Below are 21,575 nucleotides of genomic sequence, written 5' to 3'. Positions count from 1 at the left end.
CCCAACATCTATAACAAGTCCGCCGCGGCACGCGAACTTCACCCGCTCGTCGGTCGCCCTGCGGCCGGATGTCATCCACGGCTGTGACGGTGGTCGTGGCCGGCCGCCAGGCCCGGCCGCAACCGACAGGGGGAGGAAAGTCGTGAGACCGACCGCACGCCGCACCGCCGTGACCTCGATCGCCGTCGCCGCGACGACGCTCTGCGTCTCGGGCCTCGTGCTCGCGCCGACCGCCCACGCCGAGGGGCGCCACGGCGACCGCCCGGGGCACTCGTGGGACCGGACCGCCTACCGCGGCGACGTCCACGTCGTCCCGGGCCCGGACGAGGACCAGGGCGTCGTCGACGGCACCGTCTTCGACGACCGCAACCGCAACTCCCGGCAGGACCGCGGGGAGCGCGGTGTGCCCGGCGTGGTGGTCTCGAACGGTCTCGAGGTCACGCGGACCGACCGGCACGGGCGGTACTCGCTGCCCGCGACCGACAACTTCACCGTCTTCGTCACGCAGCCCGCCGGGTACCAGGTGCCGGTCGACGACGACAACGTCGCCCGCTTCTTCTACCACCACCTGCCGGCCGGGTCGCCGCCGCTGCGCTACGGCGGTCTCGCCCCGACGGGCGAGCTGCCCGACCAGGTGAACTTCCCCCTCGTGCGCAGCGGCCTCACCGCGAGCCACGAGCAGCACTGCCTCATCGGCGGCGACATCCAGACCTACGACCTCGCCGAGGTCGAGTACGCGCGCGCCGGCGCGTTCGCCGACCTCGCCGAGCGGACGGACTACACCGGCTGCGGCGCCCTGTTCGTCGGTGACGTCGTCGGCGACGACCTGTCGCTGTACCCGCAGACGCGCGAGCTCGTCCGGATGATCAACGGCCCGGCGCGCTTCCTGCCGGGCAACCACGACCTGGACTTCGACGCCACCGACTCCGCGCACACCTTCGACACCTTCAAGGCCCACCTCGCGCCGGAGTACTACTCCTACGACGTCGGCAAGGTGCACGTCGTCGCGCTCAACACCGTCGAGTACCCGGTGCCGGGCGGCTACACGGGCGCGCTGGACGCCCGCCAGCTCGAGTGGCTCCGCAACGACATCGCCGCCGTGCCGCGCGACCGGCTGGTCGTCGTGGCGGCGCACATCCCGCTGCTCGACTTCGCCGACAGCGACAGCGCCAAGCACCAGGTCGCGCAGGTGCGCGAGGTCGTCGAGATCCTCGAGGGGCGCGAGGTGCTCTCCCTCGGCGGGCACACGCACAGCATCGAGAACCTCGAGAAGGGCGACAGCCTCGCCGGCTGGAAGAACCTCTTCGGGATCGACGCGCTGCCGTTCGACCACATCACGGTCGGCGCCATCTCCGGGGACTGGTACTCCGGTGCCGTGCAGCCGGAGGGGTACCCGACGGCGCTGCAGCGCGACGGCGGCAAGCCCGGCGTGCTCACGCTCGACATCCGCGGCCGGCACGTCCGCGAGCGGTTCACCGTGCGCGGGGGCGACGACGCCGAGCAGATGGCGCTGGGCCTCAACACCCCGCGGTACCGGGAGTGGTTCGCGGCGCACCGCGGCGCGGTCGGCTCGGCTCCCGAGCTCACGGACCCGCTGGTCGTCTCGCGCGCCGACCTGCAGGGCACGACGTGGCTGACCACGAACTTCTGGATGGGCTCCACGGGCGCGAAGGTCGTCGCACGGATCGACGGCGGTCGGCCCGTGAGCGCGGTGCGCACGCAGCCGATGCGCGGCGAGGGCCAGCTCGTCGGGGCGGAGCACTCCGACCCGGTCGCGGTCCAGCAGCAGCTCGTCCACGGCGGGTCGGTCGCGGACCGCACGAGCCACCTGTGGCGGCTCGAGCTCCCGGCGGACCTGGCCGCGGGCGAGCACACGGCGACGGTCACGGCGACCGACGCCCACGGTCGCCGGTACACCGACACGCTGACCTTCACCGTCAGCGGCTGACGGGCGGCAGCGGCCGTCGGCCCCGACCCACCTGGTCGGGGCCGACGGCTCACGGCACCTCGCGGGCGGCGTGCGGCACCGCCCCGGAGCTCAGATGTAGATGGCCGGGTCGTCGACCTCGGCGTCGAACGGCGCCGCCGCGGGGCGCCGGCGCACCTGCGCCGGGACGCCGACCGCGATCGCCCCCGCCGGGACGTCGTGGATGACCACCGCGTTCGCGCCGATCTGCGCGCCGTCGCCGACCCAGACCGGCCCCAGGACCTTCGCGCCGGCACCGACGACCACGCCGTCGCCGAGGGTGGGGTGCCGCTTGCCGCGCTTCATCGTCTTGCCGCCGAGCGTGGACCCGTGGAACAGGACGACGTCGTCCCCGACCTCCGCGGTCTCGCCCACGACCACGCCCATGCCGTGGTCGATGAACAGGCGGGCGCCGATGCGTGCGCCCGGGTGGATCTCGACGCCGGTCGCGGCGCGGGCCAGCTGGGACAGCAGCCGTGCCGGCAGCCGCAGGGGGAGCACCTGCCACATCCGGTGGGCGAGCCGGTACACCCAGATGGCGTGCACGCCCGGGTAGCCCAGCGCGACCTCGAGCCGGGAACGCGCCGCGGGGTCGTGCGCGTGCGCCGCGTCGAGGTCGTCGCGCAGCACGCGCAGGAAGTCGGTGAGGTGTCGCATGGGTGCTCCGTCGCCGGTGGTGCGCTGCCGCGCGGGATGACGACGCCCGGCCGCCGTCGCGCAGGACGGCGGCCGGGCGCGGGTGTCAGTCGAGCAGGTCGGCGTAGAGCACCGACGTCAGGTACCGCTCGCCGAACGACGGGATGATCGCGACGATCAGCTTGCCCGCGTTCTCCGGGCGCTTGGCCAGCTCGGTCGCGGCGTACAGGGCGGCGCCGGAGGAGATGCCCACGAGCAGCCCCTCCTCGCGCGCCGCGCGCCGCGCCCACGCGACGGCCGTCTCGGCGTCGACGTCGACGATCTCGTCGTACACCGACGTGTCGAGGATCTCCGGCACGAAGTTCGCGCCGATGCCCTGGATCTTGTGCGGCCCGGGGGCGCCGCCGTTGAGGATCGGCGACTCGGCCGGCTCGACGCCGACGATCTGCACGCCCGGCTTGCGCTCCTTGAGCACCTGGCCGACGCCGGTGATGGTGCCGCCCGTGCCGATGCCGGCGACGAGGATGTCGATCTCGCCGTCCGTGTCGGCCCAGATCTCCTCCGCCGTCGTGCGGCGGTGCACCTCGGGGTTCGCCTCGTTCGCGAACTGGCGGGCGAGGATCGCGCCCGGACGCTCGGCGACGATCTCGTTGGCCCGGTTGACCGCGCCCTTCATGCCCTCGGAGCCCGGCGTCAGGATGAGCTCGGCGCCGAACGCGCGCAGGAGGGCGCGGCGCTCCTTCGACATCGTCTCGGGCATCGTCAGCACGACGTCGTAGCCGCGGGCGGCGCCGACGAACGCCAGCGCGATGCCGGTGTTGCCCGACGTGGCCTCGACGATCGTGCCGCCCGGCTTCAGGTCGCCCGACTTCTCCGCGGCGTCGATGATCGCGACGCCGATGCGGTCCTTGACCGAGTTGGCCGGGTTGTAGAACTCCAGCTTGCCGACCACGGTCGCGCCGGCACCCTCGGTGAGCTTGTTGATGCGGACCAGCGGGGTGTTGCCGACGAGCGCGGTCGCGTCCTCGTAGATGCGTGCCATGGTTCCTCTTCGGTCGGGGCCGCCCGCGGGCGGCGGTGGGGGACGGTGCGGGCTGCTGCGCCGCGGTGCGACGCGGTGGCGCGGGGTGCAGGCCGCGGGCCGGTCGGTCCCATCGTGGGGGAGAAGCCCGTGGGGCGCCGGGTGACGGCCTGCCGGGGCGAGCGCTGGCGCGCGGTGGTGCGGTGCGGTCACGCCCGGGGGCGTGTGCGCAGCCAGCGCTCTACCGACAGCGACAACAGGTGCGCGCCGCACGGGCGCGCACGACGAGGGCGGCAGCGGCGTGGTGCGCGCTCATCGCTCTCCTCGTCGGGTGCGGCGGGCAGCCCCACCGGTGTCCTGTCCGGCCGCACGGCCGGTCCCGGGCGACCGTAGCGGCGTCCGGGACGGTGCGCAAAGGTCGTCCGCGGAGCGTCGCCCGTCAGGACGGCCCGGGGCCGACGCCGACCGCGCGCAGCCACGCCTCGGCGAGCAGGCCGTGGCCCGCGGGGGTCGGGTGCACGCCGTCGTACGCCCACCGCTCGGGGGACGTGCGCACGGCGGCGGCCGCGAGCAGGCCGTCCGCCGGCACCAGCACCGCGCGCAGCTCGGCGGCCAGGCGCCGGACCACGGCGATCCGCGGGTCCAGGTCCGCGCGCCACAGGTGCTGCCCGGGGGTCACCGGGACGAGGAACGGCTCGACCAGCACGAGCCGGGCGTCCAGCCGCTCGCGTGCGGAGGTGAGCACGGCCCGCAGGTGCTCCTCGTACTCCTCGGCGGTCGTGACCACGCCCCGGTCGTAGCGGCGCCACGTGTCGTTGATCCCGACCAGCACGGAGACGACGGTCGGCTCGAGGGCCAGCGCGTCGACGTCCCACCGGTCCCGCAGGGTCGCGGCGGTGTCGCCGCCGACGCCGCGGTTGAGGAACACGAGGTCCCACTCGGGACGCCGGGCGCCGGCCAGCGCGGCGACGACACCCGCGTACCCGTGGCCCAGGCTCGTCGGGTCGGCGCGGTCGCGACCCCCGTCGGTGACGGAGTCGCCGGTCAGGAGCACGCGGTCGCCGGGCCGCAGGAACGTCGTCGTCACCGGGACACCTCACCACGTCGGACGCCGCCACGGGGTCGGATCCGGCGGCCGGCGGTGCCAGACTCCCCGCATGGCGCAGAGTGCCGGCGCCGACGCGGAGGTCGACGTCGTGGTGGTGGGGGCCGGGCTGTCCGGCCTCGCCGCCGCGCGCACCCTGCAGCGGCACGGCCTGACGGTGCGGGTGCTCGAGGCGCTCGACCGGGTCGGCGGCCGGGTCCTGTCGGCCACGGTCGCCGGCGGCCACGCCGACCTGGGCGGGACGTTCGTCGGGCCGGACCACGACCGGATCGCGGCACTGGCCGACGAGGTCGGCGTCCACCGCCGGCCGACCCACGAGGCCGGCGACAACCTCCTGCTCCGGCGCGGGCGCGTGCGGCGCTACCGGGGCACGATCCCGCCCGTCGGCACGGTCGCGCTCCTCGACCTCGCCCGCACCCGGTCGGCCTTCGCGCGCGCGAGCCGCGGGATCCCCCTGGGACGCCCCTGGGACGCGCCGGGCGCCGCGGCCCTCGACGCCCGGACGCTCGGGGACTGGCTCGCCGCCCGCCGGACCACGCGGGCCACCCGCGACCTCATGGCGGTCGTGACGCGGACGTCCTGGGGCTGCGAGCCCGCCGAGATCTCGCTGCTGCACGTCCTGCACCACACTGCGCAGGCGGGCGGGCTCGACCGGATGCTCGACACGGCCGGCGGCGCCCAGGAGCAGCACGTCGTCGAGGGGGCGCAGGAGGTCGCGGTCCGCGTCGCGGCCGCGCTCGGGGCCGGGGCCGTCGAGCTCGGGGCACCCGTGCTGCGCGTCGACCACGGCGACGACGGGGTCGCGGTGCGGACCGACGCCGGCGTGACGCGGGCGCGCCGCGCGGTGGTCGCTGTCCCGCCGGCGATGCGGCGCCGCATCCGGTTCGTCCCGGCGCTGCCCGCCGCGCACCGCCGGCTGGCGCAGCGGTGGTCGCCCGGGCTGCTGTCGAAGGCGTACGCCGTGTACGACACCCCCTTCTGGCGCGACGCCGGCCTCAGCGGCATGACCGTCTCCGACGAGGGGCCCGTCGTGGTCACGTTCGACGTGAGCCCGCCCGACGCGTCACGCGGAGTGCTGCTCGGCTTCGTCGGTGGCGACCACGCCCGCACGTGGGACGAGCTCGACCCGGCCGGGCGCCGGGCGCGGGCGCTCGCGTCCCTCGCGCGCCTGCTCGGCCGGCGTGCGCTGGACCCGCTGGGCTACGTCGACCAGCGCTGGGGCGAGGAGGACTGGATCGGCGGCGGGCCGACGGCGGCACCCGGGCCCGGGGCGGTGGCCTGGTCGGCCACGGGCCTCGCGGAGCCCGTCGGGCCGCTGCACTGGGCGGGCAGCGAGACCGCGCACCGCCTCATGGGGTTCATGGACGGCGCGGTCTCGGCCGGCGAGCGGGCCGCGCACGAGGTGGTGCGCGCCCTCGCGGCGACGGAGCGGGTGGAGCGGACGACGGGAATCGAACCCGCGTAGCCAGTTTGGAAGACTGGGGCTCTACCATTGAGCTACGTCCGCGCAGGTCCGGTGCGTGTCGTGCCCCAGGGGGGCGTGACACGCGGCCCGGACCGCGCACCCAGGGTAGCGGGTGCGCAGCGGGCGGACGCGCACGGGCTTCCGCACCGACGCCGGGCGCTGCGCGCGTCCCGCCGGCGCAGGTCCGTGGTGGTGACGGGATGTGGCGCAGGTTGGTAGCGCGTCCGCTTTGGGAGCGGAAGGTCGTGGGTTCGAATCCCGCCATCCCGACCGGGTGTCCGTCGTCCCCTGCAGCTCGGGGGCGGATGCTGCTTTGGGACGCGCCGACGCGGTGACGTAGCATCGAGGGTCGCGAGCGCGCCGGTGCCGGCTGCGGGCCTCGCCCGCGGCACCAGCGCCCGAACCGCGCGCCTGACCGGCGCGAGACCGTGCCAGCCCGTCGGACCGCCGGCGCGTGGCCATGACCAGTGGGAGACCATCGAAGTGAAGAGCGCCGTCGAGAACCTGGAGCCGACCAAGGTCAGGCTGACCGTCGAGGTGACGTACGACGAGCTCAAGCCGAGCATCGACCACGCGTACCAGCACATCGCGGAGCAGGTGACGGTGCCGGGCTTCCGCAAGGGCAAGGTGCCGCCGCGCATCATCGACCAGCGTGTGGGTCGCCCCGCGGTGCTCGAGCACGCGATCAACGAGGGCCTGTCCGGCTTCTACGCCGAGGCCGTGCGCGAGAACCAGCTGCGCCCGATGGGTCAGCCCGACGTGCAGGTGACGAAGGTGCCCGGCCTGACCGCCGCGCCCGCCGGCGAGGAGGGCGAGCTGCACTTCACGGCCGAGGTCGAGGTGCGTCCCGAGATCACGGTGCCGGCCCTCGACGGCCTGTCGGTGACGGTGGACGACGTCGAGGTCACCGACGAGGACGTGCAGGGCCGCCTCGACGCGCTGCGCGAGCGCTTCGGCTCGCTCGTCGGCGTCGACCGCCCGGCGCAGGAGGGCGACTACGTCGTCCTCGACCTCACCGCGACGATCGGCGACGAGCAGGTCGACCAGGTGTCCGGCGTGAGCTACCAGATCGGCTCGGGCAACATGCTCGAGGGTCTCGACGAGGCGCTGACGGGCCTGTCGGCCGGCGAGTCGACGACGTTCGAGACCGCGCTGGCCGGCGGCGAGCGCGCGGGCGAGCAGGCACAGGTGTCCGTCACGGCGACCGCCGTCAAGGAGCGTCAGCTGCCCGAGGCGGACGACGAGTTCGCGCAGCTCGCGAGCGAGTTCGACACCCTCGAGGAGCTCACGGCCGACCTGCGCGAGCAGGCCGCCCGCATCAAGGCGTCGAACCAGGCCGTGCAGGCGCGCGACCTGCTGCTCGAGCAGCTGCTCGAGGCGACCGAGGTCCCCGTGCCGTCGGGCGTCGTCGAGGCCGAGGTGCACCGCCACCTCGAGGGCGAGGGCCGTCTCGAGGACGACGAGCACCGTGCCGAGGTGACGGAGCAGGCGCAGACCGCGCTGCGCAACCAGATCCTGCTCGACACGCTCGCCGAGCAGCTCGAGGTCAAGGTCGCCCAGGGCGAGCTCATCGACTACCTCGTGAACGCGTCCCGCCAGTACGGCATGGACCCCAACACGTTCATCCGCACGCTCGACGAGCAGGGCCAGATCCCGGCCATGGTCGCCGAGGTCGCGCGCTCCAAGGCCCTCGCGGTCGCGCTGCGCCGCATCACCGTCACCGAGCAGTCGGGCGCGACGGTCGACCTGTCCGAGTTCATCGGCTCGGACGAGGACGACGCCGCGATCGAGCAGGCCGAGGCCGAGGCGGGCGCCGGCGAGGACGCGCAGGCCCAGCCCGTGGCGGACGAGGACCAGGCCAAGGCCTGACGCCGCCCGCACCCACGGCCCCGCGACGTCCGCGTCGCGGGGCCGTCGTGCACCCGGTACGCGGGCGGCCGGCACGCCCCGGGCGGCGCGCGTCCGTGCACGTCACCCGTCCGCACCCGCCCGCGGCACCCCGACTGCGCCCACAGCGAAACGGGGCGAGCGCGGGACGTCCCGGGGCGGGCGCGGGCGTTAGGGTCGCTGCAACGCACGGCCGGTGAGGTGCACGAGCGCCCGCCGGCCCGCCGCACGACGCAGCCAGACGAAGGAGCCTTCGTGAACGAGCAGGTCCCGGCAATCGCCCGGGCGGAGTCCGCCGGACTCGGCCTCAACGACAGCATCTACAACCGTCTGCTCCGCGAGCGGATCATCTGGCTCGGGTCCGAGGTCCGCGACGAGAACGCCAACGCCATCTGCGCGCAGATGATGCTGCTGGCCGCGGAGGACCCCGACAAGGACATCTGGCTCTACATCAACTCGCCCGGCGGCTCGATCACGGCCGGCATGGCGATCTACGACACGATGCAGTACATCAAGCCGGACGTCGCGACGATCGCGATGGGCATGGCCGCCTCGATGGGGCAGTTCCTGCTCTCCTCGGGCGCCAAGGGCAAGCGGTACGCCACGCCCCACGCCCGCGTCATGATGCACCAGCCCTCGGGGGGCATCGGCGGCACGGCGACGGACGTGCGCATCAACGCGCAGCTCATCCTGCACATGAAGAAGGTGCTCGCCGAGCTCATCGCCGAGCAGACCGGCAAGAGCGTCGAGCAGATCAACGCCGACTCCGACCGTGACCGCTGGTTCACGGCACCGGAGGCGCTGGAGTACGGCTTCATCGACCACGTGGTCAGCAGCGCCGGCTCCGTCACCGGTGGCGGCGGCACGGACCCCAACGGCAACGGGGCCTCGGCCTGACGGCCCGGCGAGCGACAGAACCAGCGAGGAGAAGCTTCGTGAGCATGGAGTCCCAGTTCATCGCCCGCGCCGGGCGTCTGGCCGGCGGCACGGCGCCCGCGTCCCCGACCGGCCGCTACGTGCTGCCGCAGTTCGAGGAGCGCACGGCCTACGGGTTCAAGCGCCAGGACCCGTACACCAAGCTGTTCGAGGACCGCATCATCTTCCTCGGCGTGCAGGTGGACGACGCCTCGGCGGACGACGTGATGGCGCAGCTGCTGGTCCTGGAGTCGACCGACCCGGACCGCGACATCACGCTGTACATCAACTCGCCCGGCGGCTCGTTCACGGCGCTGACGGCGATCTACGACACGATGCAGTACATCAAGCCGCAGATCCAGACCGTCTGCCTCGGGCAGGCGGCGTCGGCCGCGGCCGTGCTGCTCGCGGCGGGCTCGCCCGGCAAGCGGCTGGCCCTGCCGAACGCGCGCGTGCTGATCCACCAGCCGGCGATGGAGGGCGGCGGCTACGCGCAGGCCTCCGACATCGAGATCCACGCCAACGAGCTCATCCGCATCCGCGAGTGGCTCGAGCAGGCGCTGTCGCACCACACGGGCCGGTCGGTCGAGCAGGTCCAGCAGGACATCGAGCGCGACAAGATCCTCACCGCCGCGCAGGCGAAGGACTACGGGATCGTCGACCAGGTGCTGGCGAGCCGCAAGGGCGTGCACCCGACGGTGGTCCAGCCCGCCGAGTGACACGGCGGCCCGGTCCCGACGCGCAGCCGCCGGGACCGGGCCGCACCCGCACCACGGCTGCGCCGTCCCGGTGACGGCGCGGTCAGCCCGGCGTGTCGTAGGGGACACGCCGCGACTTACCCGCCCCGTTCGGCTGACACGGCGCCCCCCGTGGTGTGCAATGGGGGAACGTGACTCCCGGGGCGGGTGCGCACGAGCAACGGCTCCCGCCGCGTGGCGGGGCCGCACGAGGAAGGGGACGCACGTGGCGAGGATCGGGGACGGGGCGGACCTCCTCAAGTGCTCCTTCTGCGGCAAGTCCCAGAAGCAGGTCAAGAAGCTCATCGCGGGCCCCGGGGTCTACATCTGCGACGAGTGCATCGAGCTGTGCAACGAGATCATCGAGGAGGAGCTCGCCGAGGCGACCGAGGTCGGCATGGTCGAGCTGCCGAAGCCGAAGGAGATCTTCGAGTTCCTCGAGCAGTACATCGTCGGGCAGGAGGCGGCCAAGCGGTCCCTCGCCGTGGCGGTGTACAACCACTACAAGCGCATCCAGGCCGGCGAGGGCGCCCGCGTCGCCGGCGAGGAGCACGTCGAGATCGCCAAGTCGAACATCCTGCTGATCGGCCCCACGGGCTGCGGCAAGACGTACCTGGCGCAGACGCTCGCGAAGATGCTCAACGTCCCGTTCGCGATCGCGGACGCCACGGCCCTCACCGAGGCGGGCTACGTCGGCGAGGACGTCGAGAACATCCTCCTCAAGCTCATCCAGGCCGCGGACTACGACGTCAAGAAGGCCGAGACGGGCATCATCTACATCGACGAGATCGACAAGATCGCCCGCAAGAGCGAGAACCCGTCGATCACCCGCGACGTGTCCGGCGAGGGCGTGCAGCAGGCGCTGCTGAAGATCCTCGAGGGCACCACGGCCTCGGTGCCGCCGCAGGGCGGGCGCAAGCACCCGCACCAGGAGTTCATCCAGATCGACACGACGAACGTGCTGTTCATCGTCGCCGGCGCGTTCGCGGGCCTCGACGAGATCATCACGTCGCGCTCGGGCCGGCGCGGCATCGGCTTCGGCGCCCCGCTGCACACCGCCGACGACAAGGACGTCTACGGCGACGTCATGCCCGAGGACCTGCTGAAGTTCGGGCTCATCCCCGAGTTCATCGGCCGCGTCCCGGTCATCACGACCGTGTCGCCGCTCGACCGCACCGCCCTCGTGCGCATCCTCACCGAGCCCCGCAACGCGCTGATCAAGCAGTACCAGCGCATGTTCGCGATCGACGGCGTCGAGCTCGAGTTCGACGAGGACGCGGTCGCCGCGATCGCCGACCAGGCGCTGCTGCGCGGCACCGGTGCGCGCGGCCTGCGGGCGATCATGGAGGAGGTCCTCCAGCAGGTCATGTTCGAGGTCCCGTCGCGCGACGACGTGGCCCGCGTGGTCATCACCCGGGACGTCGTCCTGGACAACGTCAACCCGACGCTCGTGCCGCGCGAGGTGGGCCGGGACAAGCGCACGCCCCGCGAGAAGAGCGCGTGAGCGACCTGCCCGGGCCCGTCCCGCCGGAGCTCGCCCGGCTGCGCAGCAGCATCGACAACATCGACGCCGCGCTCGTGCACCTGCTGGCCGAGCGCTTCAAGGCCACGCAGCAGGTCGGCGTGCTCAAGGCCCGGCTCGACCTGCCGCCGTCCGACCCGGGCCGCGAGGTGGCGCAGGTCGCCCGCCTGCGTGCGCTCGCGCAGGAGGCCGACCTCGACCCGGTGTTCGCGGAGAAGTTCCTCGCGTTCATCGTCGAGGAGGTCATCCGGCACCACGAGGCCATCGCGCTCGACCACGCCAACGGCACGAGCACGCAGGAGACCGCGCAGGACGCGAGCGTCGGGCACGCCTGACGCGGGTGCGGGCCGCGCGGTGGCGGGTCCGCACGTCCTGGCGGATGGTGGAGGGGTCCGACCCGTGGGGGCGGCGGGCAACCGACGCCCCGGCGGATCAGTCGCCGACGCGAGGAGACCTGCCTGATGGACCTGCACTGGCTGAAGCCGCTGCTCGGGCGCCCGGCGCCCTTCACGACCGTGTACCTGGACTCGACGCGTGACGACGCGACGGGCGCCGCGGACGTGCAGACCCGCTGGAAGGCCCTGCGCCGCCAGCTCGAGCGCGACGGGTCGCCCGAGTCGGTCCTGGACGCCATCGACGAGCTCGTGGCGCGGCCCACGCACGTGCCCGGGCCGCACGGTCGCGTGCTCGTGGCCGACGCGCAGGAGGTCCTCGTCGACCGCGTCCTGACCGAGCCGCCGGCGCAGTCGACGGCCGCGTGCGGGCCGGCGCCGCTGCTGCTGCCGGCGGCGCGGGCAGCCGACGAGTCGACGCCCTTCCTGCTCGTGGAGGTGAACCGGCAGGGCGCGGACCTCACCTGGACCGACGGGTCGGGGCTCCTGCCGACGGGCACCGAGACGGTCGAGGGCGACCACGACGAGATGCACAAGGTGCAGGGCGGCGGCTGGGCGCACCGACGCTGGCAGCAGCGCGTCCAGGACTCCTGGGAGCGCAACGTCGACACGGTCGCGGCCGACCTCGACCGCCAGGTGACCGAGCGCAAGCCGGAGCTCGTGATCCTGACGGGCGACGTGCGGGCGGTGGCGCTGCTCAAGGACGCCGTCGGCCAGGAGGTGCGCGAGGTCCTCGTCGAGGTGCCGGGCGGGTCGCGGGCCGAGGGTGTGAACGAGGCGGCGTTCCAGGAGCGGATCGACGCGGTCCTCGCCGAGCACCGGGTGCGGCGGCGCGAGCAGGCGCTGGACCGGTTCCGGCAGGAGCAGGGCCGGGGCGACGAGGCAGTCACGTCCCTGGCGGACGTCGTGGCGGTGCTGCAGCGGGGCCAGGTGTCCGAGCTCATCCTCGGTGAGCCGGCGGCCGGCGCGCCGTCGCCGCTGTCCGACCGGCAGCTGTGGGTCGGCAGCGGGCCGCTCGAGCTCGCCCTGACGAAGGACGACCTCGCAGCGATCGGCACGACCGAGAACGTGCGGCAGATGCCGGCGGACGTCGCGCTCGTGCGGGCCGCGGTGGGTCAGGACGCGGGCCTGACCTTCGCGGACGAGGGTGCGGTCGACCTCGTCGACGGCGTGGGGGCGCTCCTGCGCTGGCGCGACGAGTCGACGCCGCGGGAGTCGGTGCTCAGCCAGTCGGCGGACACCCACCGCGTGCACAACGTCTGACCGACCGGGGCGCGACGACGGCGCCGACCCTCGCGGGGTCGGCGCCGTCGTCGTGCCGTGGGGCTGCGCGCTGCCCCCGGGCTCGCGTCAGTGCCGTGTGTCGACGTACAGCTCGTCGACCTGCGCGGCGAAGTCGGCGAGCACCTTCGCCCGCTTCACCTTGAGCGAGGGCGTGAGGTAGCCGTTCGCCTCGGTGAAGTCGGTCGTGAGGACGCGGATCTTGCGGATCGACTCCGCGCGTGACACCGCCTCGTTCGCGCGCGCGACGGCGCGGTCCAGCGCCTCGAGCACCTGCGGGTGCGTGGCGGCCGCGACGACGTCGAGCGGGGGCAGCCCGTGCGTGCGCAGCCACCCGGGCAGCATCTCCGCGTCGAGGGTGACGAGGGCGCCGATGAACGGGCGCTGGTCGCCGACCACGACGACCTGGCTGACGATCGGGTGACCGCGCAGGCGGTCCTCGAGCACCGCGGGGGCGACGTTCTTGCCGCCGGCGGTGACGATGATCTCCTTGCTGCGTCCCGTGATGCGCAGGTAGCCGTCGTCGTCGAGGGTGCCGAGGTCGCCGGTCGCGAACCAGCCGTCGACGAGCACCTCGGCGGTCGCCTCGGGCTGGTGCCGGTACCCGCGGAACACGTGCGGGCCCTTGACCCAGATCGCTCCGTCGTCGTCCACCCGCAGGGACGTGCCGGGGAACGCGGGACCGACGGTGCCGACCTTCGTCAGGCCGGGCCGGTTGACGGCCGTGGGGGCGGTGGTCTCGGTCAGCCCGTAGCCCTCGAGGACGCGCACGCCGATGCCCCGGTAGAAGTGGCCGAGCCGCTCGCCCAGCGGTGCGCCGCCCGACACGGCCCACTCGGCGCGCCCGCCCAGCGCCGCGCGCAGGCGGGCGTGCACGAGGCGCCCGGCGAGGCGGTGCTGCGCCGTCAGGGCCGCGCCGGGACCGGACGGGGTGTCCAGCGCACGGGAGTACGCGATCGCGACCTTCGCGGCCCACCGGAACAGCCGCAGCCGCGTCCCGGTGCCCGCCTTCTGCTCCGCGGAGTTGTAGACCTTCTCGAACACGCGCGGCACGGCCAGGACGAACGTCGGCTGGAACGACGCGAGGTCCGGCAGCAGGTTGCGGGTGTCGGGCGTGTGCCCGAGCACGGCGCCCGACGGCACGCACAGCACCTGGATGAACCGCGCGAACACGTGCGCGAGCGGCATGAACAGCAGCGTGCGCGAGCCGGGACGCGCGCAGACCTCCCCGAGGCCCTCGACGCCGTTGCGGGTGAGCTCGACGAAGTTGCCGTGGGTGAGCTCGACGCCCTTCGGGCGCCCGGTCGTGCCGGAGGTGTAGATGATCGTGGCCAGGTCGTCGGCGCGGGTGCGGCGCCAGCGGGCGGTCACGTCCTCGTCCGGCACGTCCCGGCCGCGCTGCACGAGCGTCGTCACGGCGCCCTCGTCGAGGACGAGGACCTCGCGCAGGCCCGGCAGGTCGTCGCGCACCTGGGCGACGACGGCCGCGTGCGCGGGCGTCTCGACGACCGCGAGGCGCACGCCGGAGTCGGAGGCGATCCAGCGGACCTGCTCCGCCGAGGAGGTCTCGTACACCGGCACCCCGACCGCACCCGCCGCCCACACGGCGAAGTCGAGCAGCGTCCACTCGTAGCGGGTGCGGGACATGATCGCGACGCGGTCGCCGGCCTCGACGCCGGACGCCACGAGGCCCTTCGCCACCGCCGTCACGTCGGCGACGAACGCCTCGACGGACACGGCCTGCCAGGTGCCGCCGAGCGCGGTCTGGCGCTCGGCGAACGTGCCCCGGGGGTCGCGCGCGAGCCGGTCGGCGAGCATCGACGGGATCGACGCGGCCGGGTCGGCGGGGACGAGGGCGGGGGAGTGGGTCTCGCGCATGGGGGGCTCCGGGACGACGACGGGGTCGGCTCGACCCTAGCCCTGGGTGGCGGCGCCGGACGCGCCGGCGGTGTCGTGCCGGTGCGTCGGGTCGAGCACGCGCTGCAGGAACGCGCGCGTGCGCTCCTCGCGCGGGGCGCCGATGACCTGCGAGGCCGGGCCGTCCTCGACGACGTGCCCGTCGTCCATGAAGACGACGCGGTCGCCCACCTCGCGCGCGAACGCCATCTCGTGCGTGACGACGAGCATCGTCATGCCGGCGTCGGCGAGGTCGCGCATGACGCCGAGCACGTCGCCGACGAGCTCGGGGTCGAGCGCCGAGGTCGGCTCGTCGAAGAGCATGAGCTGCGGGTCCATCGACAGCGCGCGCGCGATGGCGACGCGCTGCTGCTGCCCGCCGGACAGCTGGGACGGCATCGCCTTCGCGCGGTCGGCCAGGCCGACGCGCTCGAGGTTGGCCAGGGCGACCCGCTCCGCCTCCGCGCGGCCGCGGCGCAGCACCGTGCGCTGCGCCATGGTGCAGTTGTCGAGGACCGTGCGGTGGCTGAACAGGTTGAACTGCTGGAACACCATGCCCACGTGGGTGCGGACGCGGTCGATGTCGACGTCCGGGTCGGTGACCTCGGCGCCGAGGAGCTCGACGGTCCCCGACGTGGGCTGCTCGAGCAGGTTGACGCAGCGCAGCAGCGTGGACTTGCCGGACCCCGACGGTCCGATCACGCAGACCACCTCGCCCGCCTGCACGTCCAGGTCGATGCCGCGCAGCACCTCCCGCTCGCCGAAGGACTTGTGCAGGTCGCGGATGCTGACGACCGGGCGCGTCGTGTCGGCGCTCATGCGCGGCCTCCCGTGCGCCGCTCGAGCCGGCGTGCGACCAGGCCGAGCGGGATGGTGATGACGAGGTAGCAGGCGCCGATGACGAACAGGCCCGTCAGGCCGCCCGACGCGGTCGACAGCGCGTCGCGGCCGACCTTGGTCAGCTCGAAGAACTCCGGCGTCTGACCGATGATGAACAGCAGCGACGTGTCCTTCGTCAGCAGCAGGACCTCGTTCGTCAGCGGCGGCAGGACGGTGCGGAACGCCTGGGGCAGGACGACCTGCACCATGGTGCGCGTGTGCGACATGCCGAGGGAGCGGGCGGCCTCGACCTGGCCCTTCGGCACGGCCTCGATGCCGGCGCGGACGGTCTCGGAGATGTACGCGGCCGACACCGACCCGAGCGCGATCGCCGCGATCGCGACGATCGAGGTGAACGAGACGCCGAACGCGATCGGGACCGCGTACGCGACGGCGATGACGACGAGCAGCGCCGGGATGCCCCGGAAGAACTCGACGTACGTCGTGGCGATCCAGCGGTAGGGGGCGACCGACGACAGGCGCATGAGAGCGAGCAGCGTGCCGAGGCTGAGGCCGACGGCGAACGCGGCGAGCGTGTACCGGACCGTGTTGTAGAAGGCGCGGGGCAGCCGGTCGACGATCTCGCCCGCCGCGGCGGGGTTGAAGATCGTCTGGCCGACCGCGCTCCAGTCCGCCGTCGCGAGGAGCAGGGCCAGCACGGCCAGCAGCACGACGTACTGCACGCCCCGGGAGACGCGCGCCCGCCGGCGCGGGCTCATGCGAGCCCGGCCGGCGGGTGCGGACAGGTCGACGGACATCAGTCGGTGGGCTCGGCCGACTCGGTGGGCTCGGCCGGCTCCGACTCCGACGGCGCGGCGGACTCGGTGGTGCCACCCGTGCCGAAGTACTGCGCGACGAGCGCGTCGTAGGTGCCGTCCTCGGTGATGCGGGCGAGCGTCGCGTTCGCGGCCTCGAGGAGCGCGGTGTTGCCCTTGCGGACGCCGAAGCCGTACTGCTCGCCCGTCTTGATGACGAACGCGACCGTGAGCTCGTCGCTCTCGAACGGCTCGAGCACGGTGACGTCGTTGACGGCCGCGTCGACCTGGCCGTTGCGCAGCGCCTGGACCTGCAGGCCCAGGTCCTCGAACTCGGTGCCGGTCAGCCCCGCCTCGGTGACCCACTCGGCGCCCGTCGTGGCCTGCTGGACGCCGATCGTCAGGCCCTCGAGGTCGTCCTCGCCCTCGACCGTCGTGCCCGACGCGACGAGCACGCCCTGGTCGGCGTCGAAGTACGGGTCGGTGAAGTCGATGTTCTGCTTGCGGCCCTCGGTGATCGTGATGGCCGAGGCGACCATGTCGCACTGCTTCGCGTTGAGCGCGGCGCCCGACTCGATGGCGTCGAAGCCGGTGTTGAGCGGGCGCACCTCGACGCCGAGGTCCTTCGCGATCTCGCCCGTGAGCGCGATGTCCAGGCCGACGATCTCGCCGTCCTGCTCGAACTCGAACGGCTCGTACGGCGGGTTGGTGCAGACCGTCAGCGCGCCGGGGGAGACGAGCTCGACGCCGGAGGCGTCGGTGGACCCGCCGGTCGGCTCGTCGGAGCCCGACCCGCCGGAGCAGGCGCCGAGCGCGAGGACGGCGCCCGCGACGAGGGCGGTGGTGGGGAGCAGGTGACGCATGAGGTTCCTTCCGTGCTGGAGCGCGGATGACTATACGTCGCCCAGCATGGCTATGCGGAATCGGTCGGGGGCAGGACCAGCGTCCCACCACGGGTGCACGACGCCACCGGGACGGCCCTCGCGGACCGTCCCGGACGTCGGGCTCAGGAGCGGGCGACGGCCTCGCCGAGGCGGGCGTCGCGGGCGACGACGGACTCGTCGGCGGACTCGACGAGCTCCAGCGTCCCGGTCGCGCGGCCCGCGGCCCGGACGTCGTCGAGCGACACCTCGACGGCCGGGCGCAGCGCGGCCGGCACGGCGAGGACGGCGTGCTCGATCGGCGTGCGCATCGAGACCTTCGCCTCGGACTTCACCTTGCGCAGGGCCGCGAGCGCGGCTCCGGCGGCGGCGACGACACCGGGGTCGGCGTCGCCCGCCGCGGCGTGCAGCGGCTCGGCCGTCGGCCAGGGGGCGCGGTGCACCGAGCCCTCGCGCCACCAGGACCAGACCTCCTCGGTCGCGAACGGCAGCACGGGTGCGAACAGGCGCAGCAGCGTGTCGAGCGCGATGCCGAGGGCCGCGCGCGCCGACGCGGTCTGCGCCGGCACGTCCCCGGCCGCGGCGCCCGCGCCGTACGCGCGGTCCTTGACGAGCTCCAGGTAGTCGTCGCAGAACGTCCAGAAGAACGTCTCCGTCGTCTCCAGCGCGCGCGTGTGGTCGTAGGACTCCAGCGCGGCCGTCGCCGTCTCGACGACCTGCGCGAGGCCCGCGAGCATCGCGCGGTCGAGTGTCTCGGTGACGAGGGCGGGGTCGGTGAGGACGGGCTCCGACGGGTCGCCGAACGACAGCACGAACTTGCTGGCGTTGAGCACCTTGATCGCCAGGCGGCGGCCGATCTTCATCTGGCCGACCTCGAACGCCGCGTCCGTGCCGAGGCGGGCCGAGGCCGCCCAGTACCGCACCGCGTCGGAGCCGTGCTCCTCGAGCAGGCCGAGCGGCGTCACGACGTTGCCCTTGGACTTGCTCATCTTCTTGCGGTCGGGGTCGAGGATCCACCCGCTGATCGCGGCGTCCGTCCACGGCAGCGAGCCGTTCTCGAGGTGCGCGCGGACCACGGTCGAGAACAGCCAGGTGCGGATGATGTCCTGCCCCTGCGGGCGCAGGTCCATGGGGAAGGTGCGCGCGAACAGGTCGGGGTCGTCGAGCCAGCCGCACACGATCTGCGGTGTCAGCGAGCTGGTCGCCCACGTGTCCATGACGTCGGGGTCGGCGACGAAGCCGCCCGGGACGCCGCGCTGCTGCGCGGTGTAGCCCGGGGGGACGTCGCTCGTCGGGTCGACCGGGAGCGCCTCCTCCTCGGGCGTGATCGGGCGGTCGTACTGCGGCTCGCCGTTCTCGTCGAGCGGGTACCAGACCGGGAACGGCACGCCGAAGAAGCGCTGGCGCGAGACGAGCCAGTCGCCGTTGAGCCCGCCGACCCAGTTCTCGTACCGGACGCGCATGAAGTCGGGGTGGAAGCCGAGCTCGGTCCCGCGGGCGAGCAGCGCCTCGCGCAGGTCCTCGTCGCGACCGCCGTTGCGGATGTACCACTGGCGGCTCGTGACGATCTCGAGGGGCTTGTCGCCCTTCTCGTAGAAGTTCGCCTTGCGCTGCGTGGGGACCGGGTCGCCCAGCAGGTCGCCCGACTCGCGCAGCGCGGACACCAGCGCCTCGCGCGCGGAGAACGTCGTCTTCCCGGCGATCTCGCCGTAGAGCGCGCGGCCGTCCTGCGAGGCGATCCACTCCGGGGTCTCGCGCAGCAGGCGCCCGTCGCGGCCGACGACCGAGCGCGTCGGCAGGCGCAGCTCGCGCCACCACTGCACGTCGGTCAGGTCGCCGAAGGTGCAGCACATTGCGATGCCGGCGCCCTTGTCCGGCTCGGCGGCCGGGTGCGCGAGCACGGGCAGCTCGACGCCGAAGAGCGGGCTCGTCACGGTCGTGCCGAACAGGTGCTGGTACCGCTCGTCGTCCGGGTGCGCGATGAGCGCGACGCACGCGGGCAGCAGCTCGGGGCGGGTCGTCTCGATGACGACCTGCTCACCGCCCGGGCGGTGGAACGCGACCTTGTGGAACGCACCCGGGTAGTCGCGCGCCTCGAGCTCGGCCTGCGCGACCGCCGTCTGGAACGTCACGTCCCACAGGCCCGGCGCCTCGGCCTGGTAGGCCTCCCCGCGCTCGAGGTTGCGCAGGAACGCGCGCTGGGACACGGCTCGGGCCTTGCGGCCGATCGTCTGGTAGGTCAGCGACCAGTCGACCGACAGGCCGAGCCGGCGCCACAGCGCCTCGAACTGCTGCTCGTCGTCCGCCGTGAGGCGCTCGCACAGCTCGATGAAGTTGCGGCGCGAGACCGGCACCTGGTCGGCCGGCTTCACGGCCTTGCCGTCGGTGCCCTCGTGCGGCGGCGTGAAGTCGGGGTCGTAGGGGAGCGACGGGTCGCAGCGCACGCCGTAGTAGTTCTGCACGCGCCGCTCGGTCGGCAGGCCGTTGTCGTCCCAGCCCATGGGGTAGAAGACCTCGAACCCGCGCATGCGGCGGTAGCGCGCCACGACGTCGGTGTGCGTGAACGAGAAGACGTGGCCGACGTGCAGCGAGCCGGACACCGTGGGGGGCGGGGTGTCGATGGAGTAGACCTGCGCGCGCTCCTTCGAGCGGTCGAAGGCGTACGCGCCGGCGGCGGTCCAGGCGCCGTCCCAGCGCTCCTCGAGGCCGTCGACCGTGACCTTGTCCGGTACCTGGCGGGCGGGGGCGCTCGTCGGGGCGTCGGGACGTGAGGTCAGGTCGGTCATGAGCACACATCCTCCCAGATCCCGGCGTGGGCCCTGCACCCCTTACAGACCGGGTGGGCGCCCGCCCCGCGCGTCGAGGAGGTCGCGCAGGACGTCGACCTCGCGGGACTGCGCCGTGATGACCGCGCCCGCGAGCCGGCGCACCTCGGGGTGCCCGGCGCGCTGCGCGGCCTGCTGGGCCATCGCGACGCCGCCGACGTGGTGGTCGATCATCAGCGCGAGGTAGACGCGCTCGGCCTCGACGCCGTCCGCGGCCTCCAGCAGCGCCATGCGCTCGGGCGTCACCCACCCGGGCATCGCGGCGAGCCCGGATGCGCCCGGGGTCGACGCCGCGTGCGCGTGCTCGTCCGTCATCCACGCCATCGCGGGACGCGACCCCGCGACCGGCAGGTCCCACAGGCGCAGCCACGCCACGAACTGACCGATCTGCTGCTGCTGCGCGGTGAGCACGTCGAGCGCGATCGCGCGCAGCGCCGGGTCCTGCGCGCGGTCGCGCAGCAGGACGGACATCTGCACGGCCTGCGCGTGGTGCGCCTGCATGTCCCGGGCGAAGCCGGCGTCGACCGACGTGTCGGTCGGGACGGCCCGGTCCGGCCGTGCGACGAGCGCCGCGCCGAGAGCCGTCCCGGCGACGAGGGCCAGCGCGACGGCGAGCGCCACGACCGCCCGCGCGGAGCCGTCGAGCGCCCGCCAGGCGCGGGCGAGCGCCGAGCCGTCCGCGGAGGACGGCGCGGCGGGCGCGCGCACCGTCACGCGGGCTGCCCGATGCCGTTGCTGCAGAGCGCACCGGCCTCGGGGAGCTCGGGGTTGAGCAGGTACTTGCGCACGAAGACGTCGATCCGCTCGTCGTCCGCGGACGGCAGCTGCAGCTGGTGACCCCACGCCGTGGCGACGACGGGGGAGGGCAGGCCCTCGTACGGGCTCACGAGCACGTAGGACTCGTCCGCCGCGTGCTGCTCGAGCAGGGCCACCTGGTCCGCGGGCAGGTCGGGGTCGTAGGTCAGCCACACCGCGCCGTGCTCGAGGGAGTGCACCGCGTGCTCGTCGACGACGGGCGCGTCGTAGACGCCGCAGTTCTGCCAGACCGCGTTGTGCGCCCCGCCCGCGGGCGGGTTCTGGGCGTAGTCGACGCTGCCCTCGACGTGGTCGAACACGAGGCCGTCGAACGACTCCACGCCCTCGATGTCGGCGGCCGCCTGCGCCTCGAGGGCGGACCTGCGGCGCGCCTCCCCGACGAGCACGACCGTCGCCGTGGCGACGAGGCCGAGCACCAGCGTGCCCGCCACGCCGGCCACGACCAGCATCCGGCGCCGTTCGGCGCGTGCCTGCTCCTTGCGCAGGCGCGCCACCGTCGCGGCGCGCTCGTCCCTCGTGCGGGGCCTCGTGCTCATGTCCGTCCCGTCGTCGAGCGCGGCACGGGCGCCGCGCGGACGGTCAGGATAGGTGAAGGT

The 21,575-nt window shown here is 73.8% G+C and carries 18 protein-coding genes and 2 tRNA genes; 9 read left to right on the top strand and 11 right to left on the bottom strand.

The features are described 5' to 3' along the window. Positions 1 to 142: 142 nt before the first annotated feature. Positions 143 to 1,948, top strand: a complete 1,806-nt coding sequence (locus tag GC089_RS11555) for a calcineurin-like phosphoesterase C-terminal domain-containing protein (RefSeq protein WP_230684761.1) — start codon at positions 143 to 145, stop codon at positions 1,946 to 1,948. Between the two features lie 90 nt (positions 1,949 to 2,038). Here the strand turns inward: GC089_RS11555 and epsC are convergent, their stop codons facing one another. The 3 genes from epsC to GC089_RS11540 form a co-directional block, all read right to left on the bottom strand. Then, positions 2,039 to 2,623: a serine O-acetyltransferase EpsC gene (gene epsC, locus GC089_RS11550; RefSeq protein WP_155377798.1), complete on the bottom strand. Its 585-nt coding sequence runs from the start codon at positions 2,621 to 2,623 to the stop codon at positions 2,039 to 2,041. 85 nt (positions 2,624 to 2,708) lie between these two features. Beyond that, positions 2,709 to 3,644, bottom strand: coding sequence for a cysteine synthase A (cysK, locus tag GC089_RS11545; RefSeq protein ID WP_155377797.1), 936 nt, complete (start codon positions 3,642 to 3,644; stop codon positions 2,709 to 2,711). Between the two features lie 418 nt (positions 3,645 to 4,062). Beyond that, positions 4,063 to 4,710 carry an SGNH/GDSL hydrolase family protein gene (locus GC089_RS11540; protein ID WP_155377796.1) on the bottom strand — a complete coding sequence of 216 codons (648 nt, stop codon included), beginning with the start codon at positions 4,708 to 4,710 and terminating at the stop codon, positions 4,063 to 4,065. Between the two features lie 70 nt (positions 4,711 to 4,780). Here GC089_RS11540 and GC089_RS11535 point away from each other — a divergent pair, with 70 nt between their 5' ends. Further along, positions 4,781 to 6,193, top strand: a complete 1,413-nt coding sequence (locus tag GC089_RS11535; protein WP_155377795.1) for an FAD-dependent oxidoreductase — start codon at positions 4,781 to 4,783, stop codon at positions 6,191 to 6,193. On the opposite strand, the gene GC089_RS11530 is transcribed toward GC089_RS11535, so the two are convergent. Then, a tRNA-Gly gene (locus tag GC089_RS11530) sits at positions 6,162 to 6,235 on the bottom strand. The two genes, GC089_RS11535 and GC089_RS11530, sit on opposite strands and share 32 nt — an antisense overlap. A 154-nt stretch (positions 6,236 to 6,389) precedes the next feature. Between GC089_RS11530 and GC089_RS11525 the strand changes: the two genes are divergently transcribed. The 7 genes from GC089_RS11525 to GC089_RS11495 all read left to right on the top strand — a co-directional run bounded on the left by GC089_RS11525 (position 6,390) and on the right by GC089_RS11495 (position 12,909). Then, positions 6,390 to 6,463, top strand: a tRNA-Pro gene (locus GC089_RS11525). A gap of 213 nt (positions 6,464 to 6,676) precedes the next feature. Next, on the top strand, positions 6,677 to 8,062 hold the full coding sequence (gene tig, locus GC089_RS11520; protein WP_155377794.1) for a trigger factor: 1,386 nt from the start codon (positions 6,677 to 6,679) through the stop codon (positions 8,060 to 8,062). 273 nt (positions 8,063 to 8,335) lie between these two features. Then, entirely contained in the window at positions 8,336 to 8,977 is a 642-nt protein-coding gene (locus GC089_RS11515) for an ATP-dependent Clp protease proteolytic subunit (protein WP_136520483.1), read from the top strand. Positions 8,978 to 9,015: 38 nt separating this feature from the next. Beyond that, positions 9,016 to 9,714, top strand: coding sequence for an ATP-dependent Clp protease proteolytic subunit (locus GC089_RS11510; RefSeq protein WP_155377793.1), 699 nt, complete (start codon positions 9,016 to 9,018; stop codon positions 9,712 to 9,714). Between the two features lie 244 nt (positions 9,715 to 9,958). Beyond that, positions 9,959 to 11,236 (top strand): ATP-dependent Clp protease ATP-binding subunit ClpX, encoded by a 1,278-nt coding sequence (gene clpX / locus GC089_RS11505; RefSeq protein ID WP_155377792.1) that lies wholly within the window; start codon positions 9,959 to 9,961, stop codon positions 11,234 to 11,236. After that, positions 11,233 to 11,589, top strand: coding sequence for a chorismate mutase (locus GC089_RS11500; RefSeq protein ID WP_136520480.1), 357 nt, complete (start codon positions 11,233 to 11,235; stop codon positions 11,587 to 11,589). The genes clpX and GC089_RS11500 overlap by 4 nt, the downstream gene beginning before the upstream one ends. Positions 11,590 to 11,715: 126 nt before the next feature. Further along, complete coding sequence (locus GC089_RS11495) at positions 11,716 to 12,909, top strand: Vms1/Ankzf1 family peptidyl-tRNA hydrolase (protein WP_155377791.1); 1,194 nt, start codon at positions 11,716 to 11,718, stop codon at positions 12,907 to 12,909. Between the two features lie 87 nt (positions 12,910 to 12,996). Here GC089_RS11495 and GC089_RS11490 read toward each other — a convergent pair whose 3' ends face one another. From GC089_RS11490 to GC089_RS11460, 7 genes are all read right to left on the bottom strand, one after another. Beyond that, entirely contained in the window at positions 12,997 to 14,805 is a 1,809-nt protein-coding gene (locus GC089_RS11490; protein WP_155377790.1) for a long-chain fatty acid--CoA ligase, read from the bottom strand. A gap of 36 nt (positions 14,806 to 14,841) precedes the next feature. Continuing rightward, positions 14,842 to 15,642, bottom strand: coding sequence for an amino acid ABC transporter ATP-binding protein (locus tag GC089_RS11485; RefSeq protein ID WP_155377789.1), 801 nt, complete (start codon positions 15,640 to 15,642; stop codon positions 14,842 to 14,844). Then, entirely contained in the window at positions 15,639 to 16,460 is an 822-nt protein-coding gene (locus GC089_RS11480) for an amino acid ABC transporter permease (RefSeq protein WP_155377788.1), read from the bottom strand. The genes GC089_RS11485 and GC089_RS11480 overlap by 4 nt, the downstream gene beginning before the upstream one ends. Next, positions 16,460 to 17,320 carry a basic amino acid ABC transporter substrate-binding protein gene (locus GC089_RS11475; RefSeq protein WP_155377787.1) on the bottom strand — a complete coding sequence of 287 codons (861 nt, stop codon included), beginning with the start codon at positions 17,318 to 17,320 and terminating at the stop codon, positions 16,460 to 16,462. Before GC089_RS11475 ends, GC089_RS11480 begins: the two co-directional genes overlap by 1 nt. Positions 17,321 to 17,463: 143 nt before the next feature. After that, positions 17,464 to 20,124, bottom strand: coding sequence for a valine--tRNA ligase (gene valS / locus GC089_RS11470; protein ID WP_155377786.1), 2,661 nt, complete (start codon positions 20,122 to 20,124; stop codon positions 17,464 to 17,466). A gap of 42 nt (positions 20,125 to 20,166) precedes the next feature. Further along, positions 20,167 to 20,877, bottom strand: coding sequence for a DUF305 domain-containing protein (locus tag GC089_RS11465; protein WP_230684760.1), 711 nt, complete (start codon positions 20,875 to 20,877; stop codon positions 20,167 to 20,169). Beyond that, entirely contained in the window at positions 20,874 to 21,515 is a 642-nt protein-coding gene (locus GC089_RS11460) for a DUF3105 domain-containing protein (RefSeq protein ID WP_155377785.1), read from the bottom strand. The genes GC089_RS11465 and GC089_RS11460 overlap by 4 nt, the downstream gene beginning before the upstream one ends. Positions 21,516 to 21,575: the final 60 nt, after the last annotated feature.

It is taken from the genome of Cellulomonas sp. JZ18 (genome assembly GCF_009720485.1).
Lineage (GTDB): Bacteria > Actinomycetota > Actinomycetes > Actinomycetales > Cellulomonadaceae > Cellulomonas.
Note: the sequence above shows the minus strand (reverse complement) of the source record. Positions and strands in the feature narration are given on the sequence as shown.